The 18,454-nt window shown below is 50.5% G+C and carries 20 protein-coding genes and 1 tRNA gene; 10 read left to right on the top strand and 11 right to left on the bottom strand.

Translation table 11 applies throughout. The features are described from left to right. The first annotated feature begins 82 nt into the window (after nt 1-82). Entirely contained in the window at nt 83-2,506 is a 2,424-nt protein-coding gene (locus tag CCY01nite_RS01625) for an ABC transporter permease (protein WP_146857557.1), read from the top strand. Between the two features lie 257 nt (nt 2,507-2,763). Here the strand turns inward: CCY01nite_RS01625 and CCY01nite_RS01630 are convergent, their stop codons facing one another. The 3 genes from CCY01nite_RS01630 to CCY01nite_RS01640 all read right to left on the bottom strand — a co-directional run bounded on the left by CCY01nite_RS01630 (nt 2,764) and on the right by CCY01nite_RS01640 (nt 5,462). Further along, entirely contained in the window at nt 2,764-3,486 is a 723-nt protein-coding gene (locus CCY01nite_RS01630) for a phytanoyl-CoA dioxygenase family protein (RefSeq protein ID WP_146857558.1), read from the bottom strand. 130 nt (nt 3,487-3,616) lie between these two features. Further along, a complete protein-coding gene (locus CCY01nite_RS01635) occupies nt 3,617-5,176 on the bottom strand; it encodes an LA2681 family HEPN domain-containing protein (protein WP_146857559.1) in 1,560 nt (519 codons plus the stop codon). 212 nt (nt 5,177-5,388) lie between these two features. Then, nucleotides 5,389-5,462 (bottom strand) — tRNA-Asp (locus CCY01nite_RS01640). Between the two features lie 147 nt (nt 5,463-5,609). On the opposite strand from CCY01nite_RS01640, the gene CCY01nite_RS01645 reads away from it, so the two are divergent. Continuing rightward, nucleotides 5,610-6,113 carry a hypothetical protein gene (locus CCY01nite_RS01645; protein ID WP_146857560.1) on the top strand — a complete coding sequence of 168 codons (504 nt, stop codon included), beginning with the start codon at nt 5,610-5,612 and terminating at the stop codon, nt 6,111-6,113. 261 nt (nt 6,114-6,374) lie between these two features. Beyond that, the gene (locus CCY01nite_RS01650; RefSeq protein ID WP_146857561.1) at nt 6,375-7,604 is read left to right on the top strand and encodes a PepSY-associated TM helix domain-containing protein; all 1,230 of its coding nucleotides are present in this window, start codon (nt 6,375-6,377) and stop codon (nt 7,602-7,604) included. A 133-nt stretch (nt 7,605-7,737) separates the two neighbouring features. On the opposite strand, the gene CCY01nite_RS01655 is transcribed toward CCY01nite_RS01650, so the two are convergent. Then, the gene (locus CCY01nite_RS01655) at nt 7,738-8,991 is read right to left on the bottom strand and encodes a DUF2264 domain-containing protein (protein ID WP_146857562.1); all 1,254 of its coding nucleotides are present in this window, start codon (nt 8,989-8,991) and stop codon (nt 7,738-7,740) included. Nucleotides 8,992-9,004: 13 nt separating this feature from the next. Beyond that, complete coding sequence (locus CCY01nite_RS01660; RefSeq protein WP_246129822.1) at nt 9,005-10,204, bottom strand: glycoside hydrolase family 88 protein; 1,200 nt, start codon at nt 10,202-10,204, stop codon at nt 9,005-9,007. Nucleotides 10,205-10,304: 100 nt separating this feature from the next. Between CCY01nite_RS01660 and CCY01nite_RS01665 the strand changes: the two genes are divergently transcribed. Further along, nucleotides 10,305-10,787, top strand: coding sequence for a thermonuclease family protein (locus CCY01nite_RS01665; RefSeq protein ID WP_186830846.1), 483 nt, complete (start codon nt 10,305-10,307; stop codon nt 10,785-10,787). A 1-nt stretch (nt 10,788) separates the two neighbouring features. Beyond that, a complete protein-coding gene (locus CCY01nite_RS01670) occupies nt 10,789-11,262 on the top strand; it encodes an acyl-CoA thioesterase (protein ID WP_146857565.1) in 474 nt (157 codons plus the stop codon). Nucleotides 11,263-11,265: 3 nt separating this feature from the next. Here the strand turns inward: CCY01nite_RS01670 and CCY01nite_RS01675 are convergent, their stop codons facing one another. Together CCY01nite_RS01675 and CCY01nite_RS01680 are read right to left on the bottom strand one after the other, a co-directional pair. Continuing rightward, nucleotides 11,266-11,910 (bottom strand): peroxiredoxin family protein, encoded by a 645-nt coding sequence (locus CCY01nite_RS01675; protein WP_146857566.1) that lies wholly within the window; start codon nt 11,908-11,910, stop codon nt 11,266-11,268. 153 nt (nt 11,911-12,063) lie between these two features. Continuing rightward, nucleotides 12,064-12,633 carry a YceI family protein gene (locus tag CCY01nite_RS01680; RefSeq protein WP_146857567.1) on the bottom strand — a complete coding sequence of 190 codons (570 nt, stop codon included), beginning with the start codon at nt 12,631-12,633 and terminating at the stop codon, nt 12,064-12,066. A 131-nt stretch (nt 12,634-12,764) separates the two neighbouring features. Between CCY01nite_RS01680 and CCY01nite_RS01685 the strand changes: the two genes are divergently transcribed. Continuing rightward, nucleotides 12,765-13,172, top strand: coding sequence for a winged helix-turn-helix transcriptional regulator (locus CCY01nite_RS01685; protein WP_146857568.1), 408 nt, complete (start codon nt 12,765-12,767; stop codon nt 13,170-13,172). A gap of 1 nt (nt 13,173) precedes the next feature. Beyond that, nucleotides 13,174-13,914, top strand: a complete 741-nt coding sequence (locus tag CCY01nite_RS01690) for a sulfite exporter TauE/SafE family protein (RefSeq protein ID WP_146857569.1) — start codon at nt 13,174-13,176, stop codon at nt 13,912-13,914. Between the two features lie 3 nt (nt 13,915-13,917). Here CCY01nite_RS01690 and moaA read toward each other — a convergent pair whose 3' ends face one another. Both moaA and CCY01nite_RS01700 read right to left on the bottom strand, forming a co-directional pair. After that, the gene (gene moaA, locus CCY01nite_RS01695; protein ID WP_146857570.1) at nt 13,918-14,886 is read right to left on the bottom strand and encodes a GTP 3',8-cyclase MoaA; all 969 of its coding nucleotides are present in this window, start codon (nt 14,884-14,886) and stop codon (nt 13,918-13,920) included. Between the two features lie 2 nt (nt 14,887-14,888). Next, complete coding sequence (locus CCY01nite_RS01700; protein WP_146857571.1) at nt 14,889-15,263, bottom strand: DUF7009 family protein; 375 nt, start codon at nt 15,261-15,263, stop codon at nt 14,889-14,891. 72 nt (nt 15,264-15,335) lie between these two features. Here CCY01nite_RS01700 and moaD point away from each other — a divergent pair, with 72 nt between their 5' ends. Further along, a complete protein-coding gene (gene moaD / locus CCY01nite_RS01705) occupies nt 15,336-15,569 on the top strand; it encodes a molybdopterin converting factor subunit 1 (RefSeq protein ID WP_146857572.1) in 234 nt (77 codons plus the stop codon). 9 nt (nt 15,570-15,578) lie between these two features. Continuing rightward, nucleotides 15,579-15,995 (top strand): molybdopterin synthase catalytic subunit, encoded by a 417-nt coding sequence (locus CCY01nite_RS01710; RefSeq protein ID WP_146857573.1) that lies wholly within the window; start codon nt 15,579-15,581, stop codon nt 15,993-15,995. A 141-nt stretch (nt 15,996-16,136) separates the two neighbouring features. On the opposite strand, the gene CCY01nite_RS01715 is transcribed toward CCY01nite_RS01710, so the two are convergent. Further along, nucleotides 16,137-16,721 carry an NTP transferase domain-containing protein gene (locus CCY01nite_RS01715; RefSeq protein WP_146857574.1) on the bottom strand — a complete coding sequence of 195 codons (585 nt, stop codon included), beginning with the start codon at nt 16,719-16,721 and terminating at the stop codon, nt 16,137-16,139. Next, nucleotides 16,708-17,193, bottom strand: a complete 486-nt coding sequence (gene moaC / locus CCY01nite_RS01720) for a cyclic pyranopterin monophosphate synthase MoaC (protein ID WP_146857575.1) — start codon at nt 17,191-17,193, stop codon at nt 16,708-16,710. Before moaC ends, CCY01nite_RS01715 begins: the two co-directional genes overlap by 14 nt. Nucleotides 17,194-17,228: 35 nt before the next feature. Between moaC and CCY01nite_RS01725 the strand changes: the two genes are divergently transcribed. Continuing rightward, a complete protein-coding gene (locus tag CCY01nite_RS01725; protein WP_222614293.1) occupies nt 17,229-18,443 on the top strand; it encodes a molybdopterin molybdotransferase MoeA in 1,215 nt (404 codons plus the stop codon). Nucleotides 18,444-18,454: the final 11 nt, after the last annotated feature.

Raw genomic sequence — 18,454 nt, forward strand, 5'->3', positions numbered from 1 at the left:
ATATGAATATAACATTTATTTCGCAGACCCTATATGGAGCTAAAAATGCCTCCGAATCATTATCTTTAATATAAAATCCCCCATGCTCAGGAACTACCTAAAAACCGCTTTCCGCCACTTATCCAAAAACAAATTGTACTCCACCATCAATGTCTTCGGCCTGGCTGCCGGCATCTGTTGCACGTTACTGGCGGTTTTCTACTGGACTGACGAACATAGTTTCGACAAGTTTCATAAAAACAACCCGCATATATACAGGATCACATCGAGCTTTGTAAACGAAAAAGGCGAGCGGAGGCCCGCGGTAGGCAGCACCGGCCATGTACATGGCCCGGCTTTTAAAGCCGGCACGCCGGAAGTAAAGCACATGACCCGCGTGATGGGTGGAGATATTGAGACTGCAATGGTGGCTGCCGATAAAACAATTGGTGTAAAACCGCTTTGGGTAGACAGTTCATTCTTCGATATATTCAGTTTCGGGATTATACAAGGCAATGCTGCAACGGCATTGAAGGAGATCAATTCAGTGGTATTGACCGAATCTTTGGCGAAAAAATTTTTCAATAGCACAGATGTGGTCGGGAAATTGCTGGCAGAGGAAGCCAGCCCTTCTTTTAAAGCGTTAAAAAAGCCCCTTGTGGTAACGGCCGTGGTAAAAGATCCACCCGGCAATTCTTCACTTCAGTTTGATTGCCTGTTAACCTTCAGCTTCATGGAGCTTTCATTCCAGAGCAATAACTGGTTTGGAACATGGCTCAGCACTTTTGTCTTATTGCATCCTGACGCCAACCTTGAAAAAGTACAGGAAAAGTTCAACGTCATATATGCCCGGCATGCAAAGGCGCAGGTGAACGATCCTGAAATGAACTGGATGAGTTATGATCCCAAGGGAAGGTATGGGCTTCAGCCGATGACCGACCTCCATTTTAACACACATCTTGCCGCCGATGGCTGGAACGAAAGCGGTGTAGTGAATTTAGCAGCCGCCGGGCATTCATATGTATTCATGGGTATTGCGCTCTTTATTTTGGCGATGGCGACCATTAATTTCGTCAATATCAGTATCGCCGGTTCATTAAAAAGAGCAAAGGAAGTAGGTATGCGAAAAATCTCCGGAGGTAAAAGCAGCCAGATCATACTGCAATTCCTGGTGGAATCGGCCATATTATGCTTTATTGCATTCCTTATTGCCATCTTACTTATGGGTGTTTTATTGCCGTTGTTCAATGCTGTCACCGGAAAAGGGTTTCATTTCATTGAAATATTCGATTGGCAACTGCTGACCTGGTTCGGAGCGCTCTTCCTGCTTGTTATTCTGTTAAACGGCCTGTACCCTGCCGTGACATTATCGAAATTTGAAGCCGTAAAGGTTTTATACAACAAGCCAAAGACCGGTGGCCGTAATATCCTGGGCCGCAGTCTTGTTGTGGTTCAATTTGCGCTGGCTATTTTTCTTGTGGCGGGCACAATCGTTTATTACAGCCAAATGAATTTCATCCGTACAAAAGACCTCGGATATAATCCATCATCTATATTCACCACTTCGGTAGAGGGTGACAGGGGCGATTATAATCCAATTATCAGTTACCTGGGAAATGAGCTCAGGAAAGAACCTTCCATTAAAGCCGTATCCTTCGGCAATAATTATGGCTCAGGCGATGTAGAGATCAATAACCGTAAATTTTCGGCGCTGAATAAAGCGGCCGATGATCAGTTCCTTTCATTGATGGAAATCCCCCTGCTGTCAGGAAAGAATGTATCGGACGCAGATAAAAATGGCGTCATCGTTAACGAGGCATTTGTAAAGGCAGCAGGATTGCAACATCCGATAGGTGAAAATATACTTTCTGTGTGGTTTCATGACAGTACCTACCGTAGAATTGTCGGTGTTTTTAAAGATTACCATACCGCTTCCTTGCGCGAACCCATTAAACCCCTGATTATAAAATGGCCCGAAAATGCCGCAGAATCTTACGTTCAATGGATAAAATCCGACAGGGCGAATCAGCAAAAAGCATTGGCTGCCACAGCGAGAATTTTCAAAACAATTTTACCCGGTGCTATATATCAATATGAATTTCTCGATGAAAAGAATGCTGCCGGTTATAAGCAGGAACGTCGCTGGCAAAAAGTGATCAACTTCGCTTCGGTGCTGGCATTCATATTGTGCAGCCTTGGATTGTTTGGCCTTGCTCATTTATCAACTCATCAGCGGGTGAAAGAAATTGGCGTAAGAAAAGTACTGGGAGCTTCTGTCGGCCAGATCGTTTCCCTGTTTACCCAAAGCTTTTTAAAGTTAGTTATATTGGCGATCCTTATATCGCTACCCGTTGCCAGGATAGTAGCCGACAGGTGGCTGGAGAATTTTGCCTATCGGATCGATGTCAGTTGGTGGATGCTGGCGCTGGCGGGTTTTACGGCCATTTTTATTGCTATTGTAACGGTGAGCATGCAGGCTATAAATGCAGCGCTTGTAAATCCTGTAAAGAGTTTGACGACGGAGTAGCAATAACATCGATCGCATCATACGGTGCATCAATAAATATGTCAATATCTATAAACATCCGGTGTCCCAGGTGCAAGCTGAGGGCAGTATTTGCGGATCGGAATAAATGGTTAGAGCAATATCATTTGCTGAAAGCTGTCTTTTCTTCAGCTCTCTTGCGAGGAATATGCCAGGATGAAAGGGCGGTTCAACTAGTAACGCGAGGCTGATACCGAAATCTAGCTGATCGCTAAGCGTTTGCGACCATACCACCTCCGCTAAAACACATCCCCCATCTCCGACCACTTCAATGGCTCCGGCAAGTCTCTATTGCTAAACTCAACATGGATCACCCTCCGTCTTTCCTCATTCGTAGTTCTGCTTGAGGCATGCAACAACAATGGCCTCATAAGCATAATACCACCTTTGGGTACGGCGCAGACGGTCTCGGACTCCTTCGACCAATTGATGGTTTCGGGTCGGTAAATCCCTTTGCGATGAGATTGCGGTATTACGCGCAAGGCGCCGTTCTGCTCATTAGTATTGTCGAGATGAATACGCACGGTAAAGTTGTGTTCCAATATGTCCAACGGCGGTTGAACGGCAAATTGATCCTGCTTTATGGTCCAGGGGCCAAAACCTTCCATATCAACCATCTTGTTTACGGATATGGTAAGGTCCTGGTGATACGATACAAACCAATTCGATGCACCGGGTTTGTCGAAATAAATCGACTTCACCACAGAATAACCGGCGCCAAAAAAACTTTTTATCATCTGCCTTAAACGGTCTGTAAAGATCAGGGGCGCCACGGCCGGCACTTCCTTCAAAAACTGCCTGATGGCAAACAGATCGGCACTTTTTCGAAAGGTGGGCCTCGAGCTGTCTACCTTGTTGAGTTCTTGTAGGATAGCATCTAATTCTACTTCAGAATAGACATTTTCAATGACTGTAAAGCCATCCTGGTTGAATTTTTCTTTATACAAAGTAAGGACTGCCATAAGGTTGCATCTATCTCATAAATATACACACCTTCCTGAAGAAGCCAAATGCTCCAAAGTTTTTGGATATTTATTAAATTTTCTCACTGACTGTTTCCATGATTTTTTTTGGGGTCGAATAAGATAAAGGCTATCCGTAAGTATGTATAGTTTGAGTTCGTATAAAAAATGTAAAACTAAAAATGGCAGCACGAGTAAGTTTTAAAAGGTCAAATGTAAATTCTCGCAGTTCATTTTCGGATACTGACACGACGCTATTTTTTACACCTTGACTTTCATTTACCGCCAAAAATCCATGCTCCATTTCATTTCTAAGCCTTTTAAAGAACCTTAAGCTACCTTGATCTTTGTTTAAGTCCAAAGAAATCGAATAAAGACTAGAAAGATGAATGTTGAAAACGTACTTCAACTCCTCTTTGTACATATCAAAAACATTCTCGAAATAAGAAACTCTTCCATTGCGCTGAATATCTGATAAATCAATTACGCCATTGGCAATTTTATCCAATATTGAGTAAGATAGCCTATAACTTAATCGAAGTTGTTCAATTTTATATCCGCAAATATCAAAGTTTGATAATATCGAATATTCCACATCATCTTCAAATTTAACCAGGTCTTTGATGTAGTTATAATACTGTAAACGTGCAAATGAGAACTCAGATACTAATCTATTAATTAAGCCATCTAGCTTTGGCATAACACCTAATGCTGAAAAGTGACTACTACCGGCTTTCAGTCCAATTCTGAGATCGTCCTTTGAAGAATTTTTACATTTGCAGAAAATCGCATGTTCGTTCAAAGAAAGATGGTTTTTTAAAACGAACTTTCTGAAATCACTATGTTGATCAAATTCATTATTTTCTTCAATTCTGTTTTTGAGGATGTTGTCATAATCAAATGGCAGATCAGTATTCTGAAGATAAAACTTACATATATTCAAATTCTGTTCGATTGTATTTCTTATTCCGTTGTTTAAGTCATGTCGCAAAGAAGAGACATAGCCTTCGGCGACGGCATAATATAAAGAGGGTGTTCTTTGCATTATTGAGGAATCCACTATATTAAGTAGAGCATCAGAAAACGAAGCTCTAGATTCCCATCGTTCCGGAAATTCTGTTACGTTATCATTAAAAAGCGCAATAGCCTCGACAAAGCGCCCCACTCTTGCTAACGCGTTGGAGAGATTGTTTCTAATATTGTAAAGTTCATCACCTTCATTAATTTCTTTCATCGCAAGCCAATAGTTCGAAATTGCTTGACTAACGTCTTCTTTAATTCCAAATATGGTATTATCGTAACTGAACGTCAGTATTGACATGCCCTCGTCGTTTGCCTTTTCTATATGCTTTATATCATATTTTATCAAATGTGCACGTGCAATGTTGCATAGTATGAGAAGCTGCATTTCAGGAACTGAAGCTGCCTTATGATTTAGTATTCCTATTGCTTTGCAGACAAGTTTGAGTGCTAAATTCGAATTTTCTACACGTATATAATCTGCAATTTCAATGTAGTGGGATGCAAAATCCACCACCGCATAATTTTTCAATGTGGATTCAATATAAGTGTCTTGCCTGACGACAGAATCAATTATGAGGATCGCTTCTTCATATTCAGATTTGTTATAATGGTTTTCAATCTTCTCATGAAGCTCTTTTATTATGGGGTTCTGAATGTATTCTTGCATACTATCCGAATTTAAGAAAGAATACTGTATCTAATTGCTATTGGGAAAACAAATAAATCGATAAAGATGTATTTAAAGGTTGGGATGAATTTCCGAAATTCGAAAAGTGTAGTTAACCTCCGTAAAGATCATTGAAAACAAAAGGGAACTCGACTAAATACTCGACTAAAAATAGAAAACCCGCGCTTTGCGCGGGTCTCTAAAGATTCGTGCGGACCGGACGGGACTCGAACCCGCGACCTCCGCCGTGACAGGGCGGCATTCTAACCGACTGAACTACCGATCCTTCCCTTTTTGGGATTGCAAAGATAAGGACAAATAAATCATACATACAAATCTTTTTCAGAGTTTTTTCAGCAAAAAATGGCTCGCAGGCGCGGTATTTGAACAAAACCGGCGTAAGAACGTTGGAATAATATCAAAAACCCTCAGCATGAGAAACCTCCTCATCCTCGCCACACTCCTCACAGCATGCAACACCGCCCCCGATAAAAACCGGGAGGAAGCGAACGTCATAGAATCCGCCAAACAGATCATCCCCGTTGCCCCGCCCCCTGGAAACCCCAACATCGACGATCAGCTCAATGCACAAGACACCCTCTTCGAAGACGGCTCCGTCCCCACCTCCTGGGCCAACGCGGGATTCGACGACCCCGCCGGCTTCAAACGCTTCCTGCTTGACTTCAAAGGATGGGTGAAAGAGGATAAAATCGATAGCATCGCCGCACACGTCCGCTTCCCGCTGAAAAACCATAAAACACCCGAAGCATTCAAACGAGCCTACCCTGAAATATTCGACGTAAACCTGAAAACAGCGGTAGACACGCAGCGGGTGGACAGGATCTTCCGTAACCAACAGGGCGCCATGCTCGGGAACGGACAAATATGGTTCAGCGTGGTCAACGGGAAATACAAAATTATTGCTATTAATAAGTAAATGTGAAAACTTGTTCAGCCACGGCAGCTCCGCTGCCGGCAAAGCCGCCTATCCTAAGCAATAACCCCACCGGGCCAACAAACCCAGCAACCCCCGTGACAAAACACCCTCTCCCACCAGACAATCCCATGACCCAAAACCCCTGATCCTCAAAAAGTTTCCCGATCTCGTAAATCATTTTCCCGATTGCGCATACACCTCTTCCCGATCTGACCGATTTTTGCCCCAAAATCTAACGCAAGGCTGTACAAACCTAAAAGCATGGCAACGAAGAAGCGAGGCAAATCAGTATTCCGCCGTCTCAACGACTGGCTCCACCTCTGGCTCGGGCTTATCTCCGGGATCGTGGTGGTGATCATCAGCCTTACCGGCTGCATCTACGCCTTCCAGCGGGAATTTTCCGACCTCACCCAACCTTACCAGCACGTCAAAACGGAGGCCAAGCCCTACATGCTGCCCTCCGAACTGAAAGCCATCGCCACCGAAGCTGCGTTCGGCCCCAAAGGAGATACCGGCGCCAACCGGATCACGGGGATCAGCTACCGCAAAGCGGACCGCTCCACCATCGCTTCCTTCATGGATAAAGAAAACGGTTATACATCCATCTACCTCAACCCCTACACCGGTGAGGTGCTCAAAGTAAAAGCGCTCAAGCACGATTTCTTCCGGTTCATCCTCGAAGGCCATTTCAACCTCTGGCTCCCCCGCCCCATCGGGCAACCGATCGTAGCAATATCTACCCTCATCTTCGTAATACTGCTGATCACCGGCCTCGTGATGTGGTGGCCTAAAAAATGGAACAAGACCAACCGGCAGAAGAGCTTCGCGATCAAATGGGGCGCCGGCAAAAAACGGATCAATTACGACCTGCATAACGTATTGGGCTTCTATTCGATGGTATTCGCGCTGGTACTGGGGTTAACCGGACTGGTATGGGGTTTCCAGTGGTTCTCCAAATCCCTGTACTGGACGCTGAGCGGCGGCAAGACCCTCGCCAAGTTCGAGCGGCCGGTATCAGACACCACCCTGGCCCGCCCGGCAGTTCTGCTAACGCAGGAAGACCGGCTCTACGCCCGGATGCGCAAGGAATACCCGGTGGTCACGGGCTCCCTGACATTGCAGTTCCCCACCCTCCCGAAAGACGCTTACTCCGTAGTACATAATCCGCATGACGACGCCTACTACCGCCGGCAATTCCGTTTCTTCGACCAGGTTTCTCTGGCCGAGATCAAAGGCGGCGGCCTGTACGGTCAGAAGTATGACGAGATATCCACCGGCGAAAAGATCTACCGCATGAACTACGACATCCACGTAGGCGCCATAGCGGGACTCCCCGGCAAGATACTCGCCTTCTTCATCAGCCTGATCTGCGCCAGCCTGCCGGTGACAGGATTCATCGTATGGTGGGGAAAAAAGAAGAAGAAATCACGCAAAAAGCCCGAAGCGAAGCCGGAACGGAAGATCGCGGCGCGGGTCGCGGCATCTTTATAGAATGATAAACGATCGATCTGCATAAAATCAAAGGGATGGCTGAAAAATGCCATCCCTTTGACGTATAAATAAACCATTAATGGCCGCTTGCTCTCGCCAGCAACTGCTCCCGTACAATCGCTCATCCGCTCCCTCACACCCCGATCGCATGGTCCCGCAGGATCGGCCCCCCGTTCCACGCGCGCTTCATGGACCAGTCCGTGTATGGTGCCGTCCAGAACGGATGTGAGGCCGGCAACCCCAACGGCAGCAAGCCCAGTGAAGCCAGGTACATGCTCCCGCTATTGGAATAGCTATCCGCCGTATCCGGCTGATGGCCTACCACGCCGAGTGTCAGCCAGCCATCTTTCGTAAAAGTCCCTTTAAACTCAAACTGCCTTTTCATTACAGCGGTCAGTGCGCAACGCACCTGTGCGGGCGTGATTTCCTCCGGCAGCTCATTGTTCAGCGCCAGCTGCGCCAGCGGCTGAAAAGCGCCGATACGGTAGGTGGCGGAGCGGCCCACGATGGGATAAGTGCCCTCCGGCGATATCTGCCGTTCCAGGATCACGCCGTAACGTTGCATGCGCTGCACCGCGATATCGTATTGTTTTTTCTTTGCTTCATCCTTTTGCGCAAATACCTTGAGCACATCCACATACATCGGCTGTATCACGAAGGCATTGTAATAATCGTAGTGAAAGGCAGGCCCATCTCCGTACATGCCATCGCCTTTATACCATGAATCGATCTTCGACAATGCATCATCGATCCGGTCTGTCAGCGCGTCTTCCCCGATGGAATAAAGGAAAGTCTCCACCATCGCCACGAAAAGCACCCAGTTGCTGTTAAACGTCTTCATGCGGCGCATCGTTTTCAGCTCTTCCACGAAGCGTTGTTTGGTCTGTTCATCCAGCGGCTCCCAGAGTACCTGCGGCGCGCGCAGAAAGCCATGTGCAAGGAAAGCGGCGTCTACAAGCGGCTGGCCGCCGGTGCGCCAGTTGAGGTAATCCGGGCTCGAAGGATCTACGCTGTGCTGAAGACTTAATAACAATTGTTCCTTCAGCTCTTTCCGCATAGCGCCTTCTTTCGTATGGTCGTCCGGGAGCGCCAGCCAGGGCGCGATGCCCGCGGCCATCCTGCCCAATGCTTCCAGGTATGCCACGCTTTTATCACGCTTGCCCCAGGTGGGCGCGTATTCCATCGTGAAATTCTTTTTCAGCTCGCCTTTGCTCATATTCCGGAAGATGGGCGACGCCATTTTGTACATCAGCGAAACCCAGTAGGCGCGGTCATCTGCCGGCGCGGGCAATGGGGGTTGCACTGCGGCCGCCACAGCGGGAACGCCCGGCAGCGACGCCAGCGCTCCCGCCATGGAAGACCATTTCAGGAAATTTCTTCTTTTCATTTGTGAAGATTTATCACAGATACCATTTTTTGTAACGCGTGAGGCCCTCGAGGAAATAGTAATCCGCATAGGTCAGCGGTACGTCTACTTCAGAGTTCTGCAGGAAGAAGCCTACGCTTTGCTTCAGCAGGAAACCGCCGTTCTCGCCAAGGTTGGCGCGGTAGGTCGGCTGGCCGAGAGCATGCAGCATGCCGGCGGCGGCGCCCACATATTTCTTCCGGTCTTTTTTGCCCACGTATTGCCCCAGTTCCAGCAATGCGGACGCCATGATGGCGCCGGCGGAAACATCGCGCAGGGTGTTGGGTATCTGCGGTGCGTTATAGTCCCAGTACGGTATGTTGTCAGACGGCATGTTGGGATGGTTCAGCAGGAAGTCCGCGATGTTCTTCGCGTGCTGCAGGTACGTTTCATCTTTGGTGAACCGGTACATCATGGTGAAACCATATAATCCCCACGACTGCCCGCGGCTCCAGGCCGAGGTATCATGCGCGCCCTGGCCGTTTACTTTTTTGATGACCTCTCCGGTGGACAGGTCGTAATCCAGGATGTGGAAAGTGCTGTGATCGGGACGGTAATGATTCTTCAGCGTGGTGTTGGCATGCGTTACCGCGATGTCCCGGAATTTGGCGTCGCCGCCGTTGGCAGCCACCCAGAGCAGCTGCTCGAGGTTCATCATGTTATCGATGATCACCGGGCATTTTCTGTCTTTGCTGCTGTTCCAGGACTGGATGGATTTGATCGTTGGCCGGTAACGGGTGATCTGGTAAACGGCGGCGGTATCCACCACGTCCTTGTATTTTTTATCGCCGGTAATGCGGTAGGCATTGCCGAAGCTGCAAAAGATCATAAAGCCGATATCATGGTTGCCGGTGTAGCGCTTTTCCTTTTCCAGGATGGCCAGCCGGCGCTCCGCTTCCGCTTTGATCGCGTCATCTTTCGTGTACTCATAAATATACCAGAGCGAACCCGGATAGAATCCGCTGCACCACCATTCGGTATTGGAGGTAACGGAACGTCCGTTCTGGAAGGTACGCGGCATGCGGTCTGCCGGCGTACTGTCCTGCAGCACCCGGTACTGCGCCGCGGCAAATTTCATATTGTCATCGATGAGCCGCCGCATTTCGCCATTAGAGGGCTTTTGGGCGGATAGCAGGATGGGCGCGCCGGTTAAAAAGAGCATGGCGGCGCATAGTTTTCGTAAGGTGGAAGTCATGTTGAATTGCTTTGATCGTGAACGGGTGCAAACGTTTGCACATCAGGTTAAAAATAAGGAATATTTCAGGGAAAGCAACTTTATTTCCTATACTTGCAGCATGAGAATGCTATTGTTGAATGTCCTGTGCTGCCTTTGCATTACCCTTACCGTCGTGGCACAGACCTATACCGGAAAAGTGACCGCTGTGAAAGACGGAGATACGATCGAAATGCTGGTGAACGGAAAAAAACTGCGCATCCGGCTGTTCGGGATCGACAGCCCCGAACGGGGGCAGCCTTTCGGCACAAAAGCAAAGGAATTTACGGCGGCGCAATGTTTCGGGAAAGTGGTGAAAGCCGTGCGGCAGAGCAGGGACCAATATGGCAGGATCGTGGCGGAAGTGTATCTGCCGGGCGATGTTTCGCTGAATGCCGCTATTGTAAAGGCGGGGTTTGCGTGGCATTACAAAAAGTTCAGCAAAAGCCCGCTGCTGGCGGCGGCCGAAACTACAGCCCGGAAAGAGCGGCTGGGCTTGTGGAAAGACAAACATCCCGTGGCGCCCTGGCAATGGCGCAAACGCAAAACGATCAAAGCCTCCTGATATGAACAGACCTCAGCATTCCGTTACCCTGCGGTTCCTCGCGGAACCTTCCGATGTGAACTTCGGCGGCAAAGTGCACGGCGGCGCCGTGATGAAATGGATCGACCAGGCGGGGTTCACCTGCGCGGCCAACTGGAGCGGGCAATATTGCGTGACGGTGTATGTGGGCGGTATCCGTTTCTACAAACCGATCTCCATTGGCGACCTGGTGGAGATCGATGCGTCGATCATCTACACCGGCAACACCAGCATGCATATCTCCATTCATGTGTACGCCGGCAACCCGCGGCAGGCGGAGAAAGTGAAGACTACCCACTGCATCATGGTATTCGCCGCGATCGACGACAAAGGCCAAACGATACCGGTGCCTAAATGGAACCCCGTTACCGAACAGGAAATCAATATGGAAAAATACGCCCATCGCCTGATGGACCTGCGGAAAGATATTGAAGATGAAATGAAGGCCTATTTGTAAGGCTTATGCGATGGCCCGTTGCAGTTCCGTGAGGGTGGACTGGCCCGCGTTATAAACTTCCGTCAGCAACTCCCGCGCCGGAATGGTGCTGTCCAGGTAATGATCAATGAACACATAACTGATATGCTGCGATTGCCCCGTTACATACAAAGCGGGCGGCGGCGCATTTTCCTCGATGCCGGAAACGCGGTCCCACAGCGGATCTGATTCAGCATACAGTCCCGCGCTGCGCGCGATCTGATGATTACGGTCGATAGCCAGCGGAAAAGTATACCCGCCTTCAGATATAACAGCCTCCAGCTCCTTGCGGTCATCCGCGGACACTACCAGCAGCTGCCCTCCCATCACATGAATGTCCGCATACAAATGCTGCAGCTCATCGAGATAACGTTTTCCGTAACCATTCCAGTGCACGGAATAAAACGCCAGCACCAGCGGCTGGTTCAGCAGTTCGGAACCCACGAGGTAGCTGCTTTCCTTCCCGAGGAACGGGAACGGCACTACGAAATCTTCCTTGTGCAGGTGAAATAAGGGGAAGGTATGGCCCGCGGCGAGCGGCTTGATCTTCGTTCTGTCATGAAGGGGTTTGGTGCTCCGGATGTCCATGTTCAGGGGCAGGAAATCTGCATATCTGTTCTTCGTACGCATATGATCTTTTTAATGTTGGTGTGATGATCTTAAAAACGGATATGGTGCAAAGATAGGGAAAAAATGAATATCCTACCAAACTGGTAGACTTTTATTTCAGAAACGAGAAAACCCGCTCGTGGAGCGGGTTTTCCGAATATATCGTATTAAAGATTACTGCTTTACGAACTCGCCATCGGCAAAAATGGCTACTTCCTCGCCCAGCATGGCAGCGGGGAATTTGGTACCGATACCGAAGTCGCTGCGTTTGATGGAGCCGGTTACGCGGAAACCTGCGGTGGGCTTTTTGCTCATGGGGTTTTCAGCGGTGCCGCGGTACCAGAGGTCCAGCGTTACGGGCTTGGTCACGCCGTGCAGGGTGAGGTCGCCGGTTACCTGGAATTTGTCGCCGCTCACTTTCTTCAGGGATGTGCTTTTGAAAGTGATGGTGGGGTTGGTAGCCACGTCGAAGAAATCCGCGCTTCTCAGATGATCATCCCGCTGTCCGATACCGGTATTGATGGAAGTGGACTGAGCCGTCAGCTCAAACTTTGCATCGCTGAAATCAGCCTGGGAAGCGGTTACTGTAGCATCGAAATCAGTGAATGCGCCGGACACGGTGGAGAGGCCCATGTGTGTGATGTCGAATTTCAGCTGGGAGTGCGCTTTATCTGACTTCCAGGTCTGTGCAAAGCTGCCGATGGATATTGCGAGCAGGAGCACTAAAAAGGTGATCTTTTTCATAATATGCTGTTTGTTTAGTGAATGGAATGCAAACTTATGTAGATTTGCTTACGAATGGTTAGCAGTTACCCAAAGGTAAGCGCTTACTTTCAGGTTAGTTAACAAGCGTTTATTTATATAAAGATACGGGAATGTTACAATTACAGGTAATTTCAGCCGAATGGGAGGCATGCACGGCGCTAAGTGCGGTGCAGGACGCCCTGTACGTGCTGAACGGCAAATGGAAGCTGCCCATCATCGTGGCCCTGAGCAGCGGCAACAAACGGTTCAACGAACTGCAGAAAACGGTTAAAGGCATTGCGGCCAAAGTACTTTCGCATGAGCTGAAAGAGCTGGAACTGAATGGCTTTGTGATCCGCAAGGTACATAACGGCACGCCCGTGATGGTGGAATATGAGCTGACGGACTACAGCAACTCCCTCGGGGACGTGGTAAAGTCGCTCCGCGACTGGGGCATGATGCACCGGGAGAAGATCCGCAGCCAGCTGAAAAAGGAAAAGCCTGTACAGCAGGAGGAAATATTGAGAAAGATCAGTTGATATGGTATTGGAACTTTGCCTGGTCTTTTTCGCCATCGCCCTTATCTATTCCTCCGCCGGCTTCGGTGGCGGCTCCAGCTATCTTGCACTGATGGCTTTATGGGGCGTGGGATTTCAGCTGATGAAATCCACTGCTTTGCTTTGTAATATCGTAGTGGTCACCGGCGGCGTCTATCATTTTTACAAAAACGGCCACCTGCCTTTCAAAAAGGCGGTCCTGCTCAGCCTGGTCAGCGTACCGCTGGCTTTTGCGGGCAGCTATCTTCCGTTGAAACAGTCCACTTTCTTCCTGGTGCTCGGCATTGCGCTGACGGCCGCCGCGGCATTGATGTGCTTCCGGCTGTTCGCGCAGCGGAGCTACAAAATAAAAGACCAACGCACCCGCTCCTACGCGCTCATCGGCGGCGGCATCGGGTTCCTTTCCGGGATGACGGGCATCGGCGGCGGTATTTACCTTGCACCGGTGTTGCGCCTCGGTCAATACGACAGTCCCAAGAACATCGCGGGGCTCAGCAGCTTTTTCATCCTGGTCAATTCCATTTCCGGGTTACTGGGACAGGCGGCGAAGGGTGCGGTCGTTTTTCAGTGGGAGTTTACGTTGCCTTTGCTGATCTCGGTGGTAATAGGCGGGCAACTGGGATCGCGTTTGAGTGCGGGATGGCTGAAACCCCGGTGGGTAGAGGCGGCCACGGCTTTTCTGATCCTGTATGCGGGGGTGAGGATGCTGTATTATTATCATTGACGGCTATCCGCCGATCACCGACATGCTTTCCAGTTGTGAATGGCGGTTGGCCGCTTCAGCCTCGAAGCCGTTGGCAAAACGCTGGTGCAGCACTGCCTGTAACTGCGACAATACCTCTTCATCCGTCGCATGCCGGCGGAACAGGTCCCTTACATTCATCACATCATTTCCGTACAAACATGTTTTCAGATGCCCGGTAGGCGTTACGCGGATGCGGTTGCAGGTGCCGCAGAAAGTTCTGCTGTACGCGGGGATCACGCCAATGCTGCCGGCATGCCCGGGGATGGTGTAGTTCATGGAGGTGCTGTGCGGGGCGTCGGCCAGTTTCTCCAGCGGGTATACCGCGCGGATGGCGTCCAGTATGCGTTTGTAATGCCACTCGATGCCGGAAAACCCTTTACCCTGGCCGTTGAAAGGCATCTCTTCAATAAATCTTACCGATAAAGGATGATCGCGGGTCAGCGCCGCAAAATCCGTCAATTCGTCTGTATTCACACCGTCCATCACCACCATGTTAAGTTTTAGCGGGATGCCGGCGTCTATCAGTCCGTCCAGCGTCTTCCGCACGGCGGTGAACTGATCGCGGCGGGTGATGCGGAAGAATTTCTGCGGCTGCAGGGTATCCAGGCTAAGGTTCACCTGTTGTATGCCGAGCGCTTTGAGTTGCGGGATGTACGGCGCAGTGAGCACGCCGTTCGTGGTAATGGACACTTCGGCTATTTTTACCAGCTTTTCCAGGAGGAACAGGAGGTCTTTCCGCAGGAAGGGCTCTCCGCCGGTAATGCGCACTTTGTTCACGCCCGCGCCGGTCAATAGCTGCATAAAACGCAGTATCTCTTCGTAGGAGAGCAGCGCTTCCCGTTCCAGGAACCGCATGTTCTCCGGCATGCAATAGGTGCAGCGGAGATTGCAGCGGTCGGTCACGGCCAGCCTTACGTAGTTGATGATGCGGTGGTGATTGTCTGTGAGCATGGTCAGCAGGTCTTTCCGGCGTTGGGGTTCTCAAATGCGGCGCTATCGTCTTCATCGCGCACGGTGAGGCATTTGAAATCCTTTTCCACCAGTATTTTCAGCGCGGAGCCGTCGGGGTTCAGGATATCAAAGTCAAAGCCTACTTCCTCCGTGCCGGCCCATTTTTCAATGACCGGCGATGGAACGGAGAGGTGAACGCCGCTGCCTTCCAGCTTGATAGCGGGCTGCACGATGTTGCCGCGCGAGCGGATGCAGAAATGCAGATTGTGCGCGCCGATCCAGGTATGTTCTTCCACTTTTCCGTGTTCGTTCAGAACATCTATATCTTTTTTATCGAGCCGGTAGCGGATGCTATTGCCCCTGATCCTGATTTTCATGCTGTTGATTTTGAGAAAAAAGCCACTTCGCTAATTTACTAAATTATCACCGCTTAATTGTAACTTTAATGCATGAGAGTAATGCTATTCGGGATCATGAAAGACATTGCAGCAGCAAGGACCCTGACGATCGAAGCGGAACTTCCCACGGTGGGCGCGTTGAAGAAATGGCTGATGCAGCAATACCCCGGGATGCAGCAGCTCCGCGCCGTGATGGTGGCCGTGAACAAGGCTTACGCGGCAGACGACACAGCGCTTTCTCCCGGCGACGAGATCGCCATCATTCCCCCTTTAAGCGGCGGTTAATTATTTTACATGGAACAGTTGATCAGGATCGGACCTACGGTGACCGCACAGGAAGCCATCGATTTCGTGCAATCGCCGGAAAGCGGCGGCATCGTGACCTTCATTGGCGCGGTGCGGAACCAGACGCAGCAAAAAAAAGTGCTGAAGCTGTTTTTTGAATGTTATGAACCGATGGCCTTGCTGGAGCTGGAGAAGATCGCGCAAACGGTGCGGGAGCGCTGGCATGTGCAGCGGATCGCCATGCTGCATGTAACGGGCGAAAAGCTGCCGGGCGAAACGGTGGTGGTGATCGCTGTGGCGGCGCCGCATCGTGCGGCTGCGTTTGAGGCTTGCCAGTATGCGATCGATACGTTGAAAGAAGCGGTGCCGATCTGGAAGCAGGAGTTTTTTGAGGACGGGGCGGTGTGGGTGGCCGCGCATCCGTAGGGGGTTGGATTTACGGCGAATGCCGTAAATCGTTCGATGCTAAAGCGCACTGAAAATCTGCTGCGAAAACGATACGAATTGCCGCGAAACACCTTGTATTTGCGAAGGCTGCGGGAGCCGGCCATACGGATACATCTTTTCCTATTCCCTGATCTTTCCTATTGCATCCCTCATCTCCTCCGGCGTATTCGCATTGAACTGCTCCGTGCTGTAAGGGTTTTCCAGCGTAAACACATCCGTTTTCAACAAAGTCTTCCGCGGGCAATTCCTGCCTTCTTTATATTCCCTTTCCAGCGCAGCCAGCCCCGCCGGTTCCCATATCGCGATCAGCGGTTCGGGATGCTGGTTGAAGGGGCTGATGAACGCGGTGGCCGCCCGCTCCGGCTGGCGGGAGCGGATGAGATATGCAATACTCTGACGGCTGATGAGCGGCAGGTCGCAGGCCAGCACCAGCCATGTTGTTTGCGGTTGCGCGTAGTGGGCGCTGAGCAGGCCCGTAGATGGACCGGCGCTTTCGATGCTGTCCGTGATGAGCTGGTCGCAGCCGGGGAATGTTTGTTCTTTACGGCAGGAAAGGTATACCTCGGGGAGGAAGCCTGACAGGAGGCCGTGGAGGTATTGCCACTGGGGTTTGCCGTGATAGTCGATAATGCTCTTATCCTGCTGCATACGGGTGCTGCGGCCACCGCAAAGGATCAATCCTTTCAGATTTTTATCCGATGTCATGTTTCCCTCCGCTTTTACTGATGAGTTTTGTTTGCCGGATCACCATCTCGTGTGAAAACGCCTTGCACATATCGTACACCGTCAATGCCGCCACGCTTGCGCCGGTGAGCGCTTCCATCTCCACGCCTGTTTTTCCCGTGGTGCGCACGGTACAGCGGATCACCACTTCCTCCTCCTGCAACTGAATATCCACCTTACAATTGTCCAGCAGCAAAGTATGGCATAACGGGATCAGTTCCGGCGTTTTTTTTGCGGCCATGATCCCGGCAATGATCGCAGTCTGGAACACGGAGCCTTTCTTTGTGATAAGGTCTTGCCCGGTGAACTGTTGCAGGATCACCGGCGGCAAATGCACGCGGCTCTCCGCTACTGCTGTCCGCAGCGTTTCCGCTTTGGCGCCTACGTCCACCATCTGCGGCTGTCCGCCTGCGTCCAGGTGTGTAAAGCCGGAAGCATTTGAATCATTGCCCATAATTGAATAATTTTAGTACAACAAAAATAGTCAAAATGATGATGCCTGTCAGTGAAGCTTTTGCCGCCATTATGTCTGCCGTACGTGACTTCGGAACGGAAAAGGTTCCGCTGGAAGCCGCTGCCGGCAGGATCTTGCGGGAAACAGTCACGGCAGACAGGCCCTTCCCTCCTTTCGACCGCGTAACAATGGACGGCATCGCCATTTATTTTGACAGCTATGCGAGGGGACAAAGGGTATTCGGACTGGAAGACGTGCAGGCCGCGGGCATGCCGCAAATGCAGCTCGCCAACCTGGCTGATTGCATGGAGGTGATGACCGGCGCCATTCTTCCCGATCTTACAGATACCGTGATCCCCTACGAACACCTGGAAATCACCGAGCATGAAGGCTTCAAACGTTTTACCGTTGTGAAGGATGCCGTAAAGGGACAAAACATCCACCGCATCGGCAGCGATGCGCCCGCCGGAAAAATATTGCTGGAAGCGGGCATCCGCATCGGCGCCGCGGAAATTGGCGTGCTGGCCACGGTCGGGAAAAGTGAAGTGCTGGTGAGCAGGCTTCCGAAGATCGTGCTTATCGCTACCGGCAATGAGCTGGTGGAAGTAAGCGCTATTCCGGCGCAACACCAATTAAGAATGTCCAACATCCACAGCCTGCATGCGTCCCTGCAACAACTCGGCATTCCCGCAGAAAAAATACACCTCCCGGACGATCAGCAGCGCCTGGAACAGCACATCTCCGAACTGCTCCCCGAAACAGACGTGCTCATTTGCAGCGGCGCTGTTTCCGCCGGCAAGTTCGATCATCTGCCCGCCGCGCTGAAGGCTTGCGGCATGCGGGAAATATTTCATAAAGTACAACAGCGACCCGGCAAACCGCTGCTGTTCGGCACTTTTCCGCAAAAGCCGGTTGTGTTTGCATTGCCGGGCAACCCGGTGTCCGGCTTCATGTGCTTTTACCGGTATATCCGGCCCTGGCTGAAAGCCTGTTTGCAGGAAAATGCGGAGCAGCCTTTGTTTGCGGTGCTGGAAGAGGAAGTAGTGTTTAACCCGGCACTGGAATATTACCTGCCGGTGCGGCTTTCCACATTACCGGATGGAAGAACGTCCGCCCAACCTGTTCCCTACAATGGTTCCGGCGATCTTAGCAGCCTGTTGATGGCGGATGCTTTTATGGCGCTGCCCGCGGAGCGGCAGGTATTTGAAAAGAACAGTATTTATCCTGTCTGGCCTTTCAGGACGACCTGACAACCGCGGAT

It is taken from the genome of Chitinophaga cymbidii (assembly GCF_007992715.1).
GTDB lineage: Bacteria > Bacteroidota > Bacteroidia > Chitinophagales > Chitinophagaceae > Chitinophaga > Chitinophaga cymbidii.

What these genes read in the sequence shown, in the direction of transcription:
- CCY01nite_RS01650 (WP_146857561.1), top strand. Translation starts at nt 6,375, where the DNA reads ATGGCAACGAAGAAGCGAGGCAAATCAGTATTCCGCCGTCTCAACGAC.
- CCY01nite_RS01630 (WP_146857558.1), bottom strand. Translation starts at nt 3,486, where the DNA reads ATGGCAGTCCTTACTTTGTATAAAGAAAAATTCAACCAGGATGGCTTT.
- CCY01nite_RS01670 (WP_146857565.1), top strand. Translation starts at nt 10,789, where the DNA reads ATGAACAGACCTCAGCATTCCGTTACCCTGCGGTTCCTCGCGGAACCT.
- CCY01nite_RS01680 (WP_146857567.1), bottom strand. Translation starts at nt 12,633, where the DNA reads ATGAAAAAGATCACCTTTTTAGTGCTCCTGCTCGCAATATCCATCGGC.
- CCY01nite_RS01645 (WP_146857560.1), top strand. Translation starts at nt 5,610, where the DNA reads ATGAGAAACCTCCTCATCCTCGCCACACTCCTCACAGCATGCAACACC.
- moaC (WP_146857575.1), bottom strand. Translation starts at nt 17,193, where the DNA reads ATGGGCAATGATTCAAATGCTTCCGGCTTTACACACCTGGACGCAGGC.
- CCY01nite_RS01690 (WP_146857569.1), top strand. Translation starts at nt 13,174, where the DNA reads ATGGTATTGGAACTTTGCCTGGTCTTTTTCGCCATCGCCCTTATCTAT.
- CCY01nite_RS01625 (WP_146857557.1), top strand. Translation starts at nt 83, where the DNA reads ATGCTCAGGAACTACCTAAAAACCGCTTTCCGCCACTTATCCAAAAAC.
- CCY01nite_RS01700 (WP_146857571.1), bottom strand. Translation starts at nt 15,263, where the DNA reads ATGAAAATCAGGATCAGGGGCAATAGCATCCGCTACCGGCTCGATAAA.
- CCY01nite_RS01715 (WP_146857574.1), bottom strand. Translation starts at nt 16,721, where the DNA reads ATGACATCGGATAAAAATCTGAAAGGATTGATCCTTTGCGGTGGCCGC.
- CCY01nite_RS01635 (WP_146857559.1), bottom strand. Translation starts at nt 5,176, where the DNA reads ATGCAAGAATACATTCAGAACCCCATAATAAAAGAGCTTCATGAGAAG.
- CCY01nite_RS01675 (WP_146857566.1), bottom strand. Translation starts at nt 11,910, where the DNA reads ATGCGTACGAAGAACAGATATGCAGATTTCCTGCCCCTGAACATGGAC.
- CCY01nite_RS01710 (WP_146857573.1), top strand. Translation starts at nt 15,579, where the DNA reads ATGGAACAGTTGATCAGGATCGGACCTACGGTGACCGCACAGGAAGCC.
- CCY01nite_RS01685 (WP_146857568.1), top strand. Translation starts at nt 12,765, where the DNA reads ATGTTACAATTACAGGTAATTTCAGCCGAATGGGAGGCATGCACGGCG.
- moaA (WP_146857570.1), bottom strand. Translation starts at nt 14,886, where the DNA reads ATGCTCACAGACAATCACCACCGCATCATCAACTACGTAAGGCTGGCC.
- CCY01nite_RS01665 (WP_186830846.1), top strand. Translation starts at nt 10,305, where the DNA reads ATGAGAATGCTATTGTTGAATGTCCTGTGCTGCCTTTGCATTACCCTT.
- CCY01nite_RS01725 (WP_222614293.1), top strand. Translation starts at nt 17,229, where the DNA reads ATGATGATGCCTGTCAGTGAAGCTTTTGCCGCCATTATGTCTGCCGTA.
- CCY01nite_RS01660 (WP_246129822.1), bottom strand. Translation starts at nt 10,204, where the DNA reads ATGACTTCCACCTTACGAAAACTATGCGCCGCCATGCTCTTTTTAACC.
- moaD (WP_146857572.1), top strand. Translation starts at nt 15,336, where the DNA reads ATGAGAGTAATGCTATTCGGGATCATGAAAGACATTGCAGCAGCAAGG.
- CCY01nite_RS01655 (WP_146857562.1), bottom strand. Translation starts at nt 8,991, where the DNA reads ATGAAAAGAAGAAATTTCCTGAAATGGTCTTCCATGGCGGGAGCGCTG.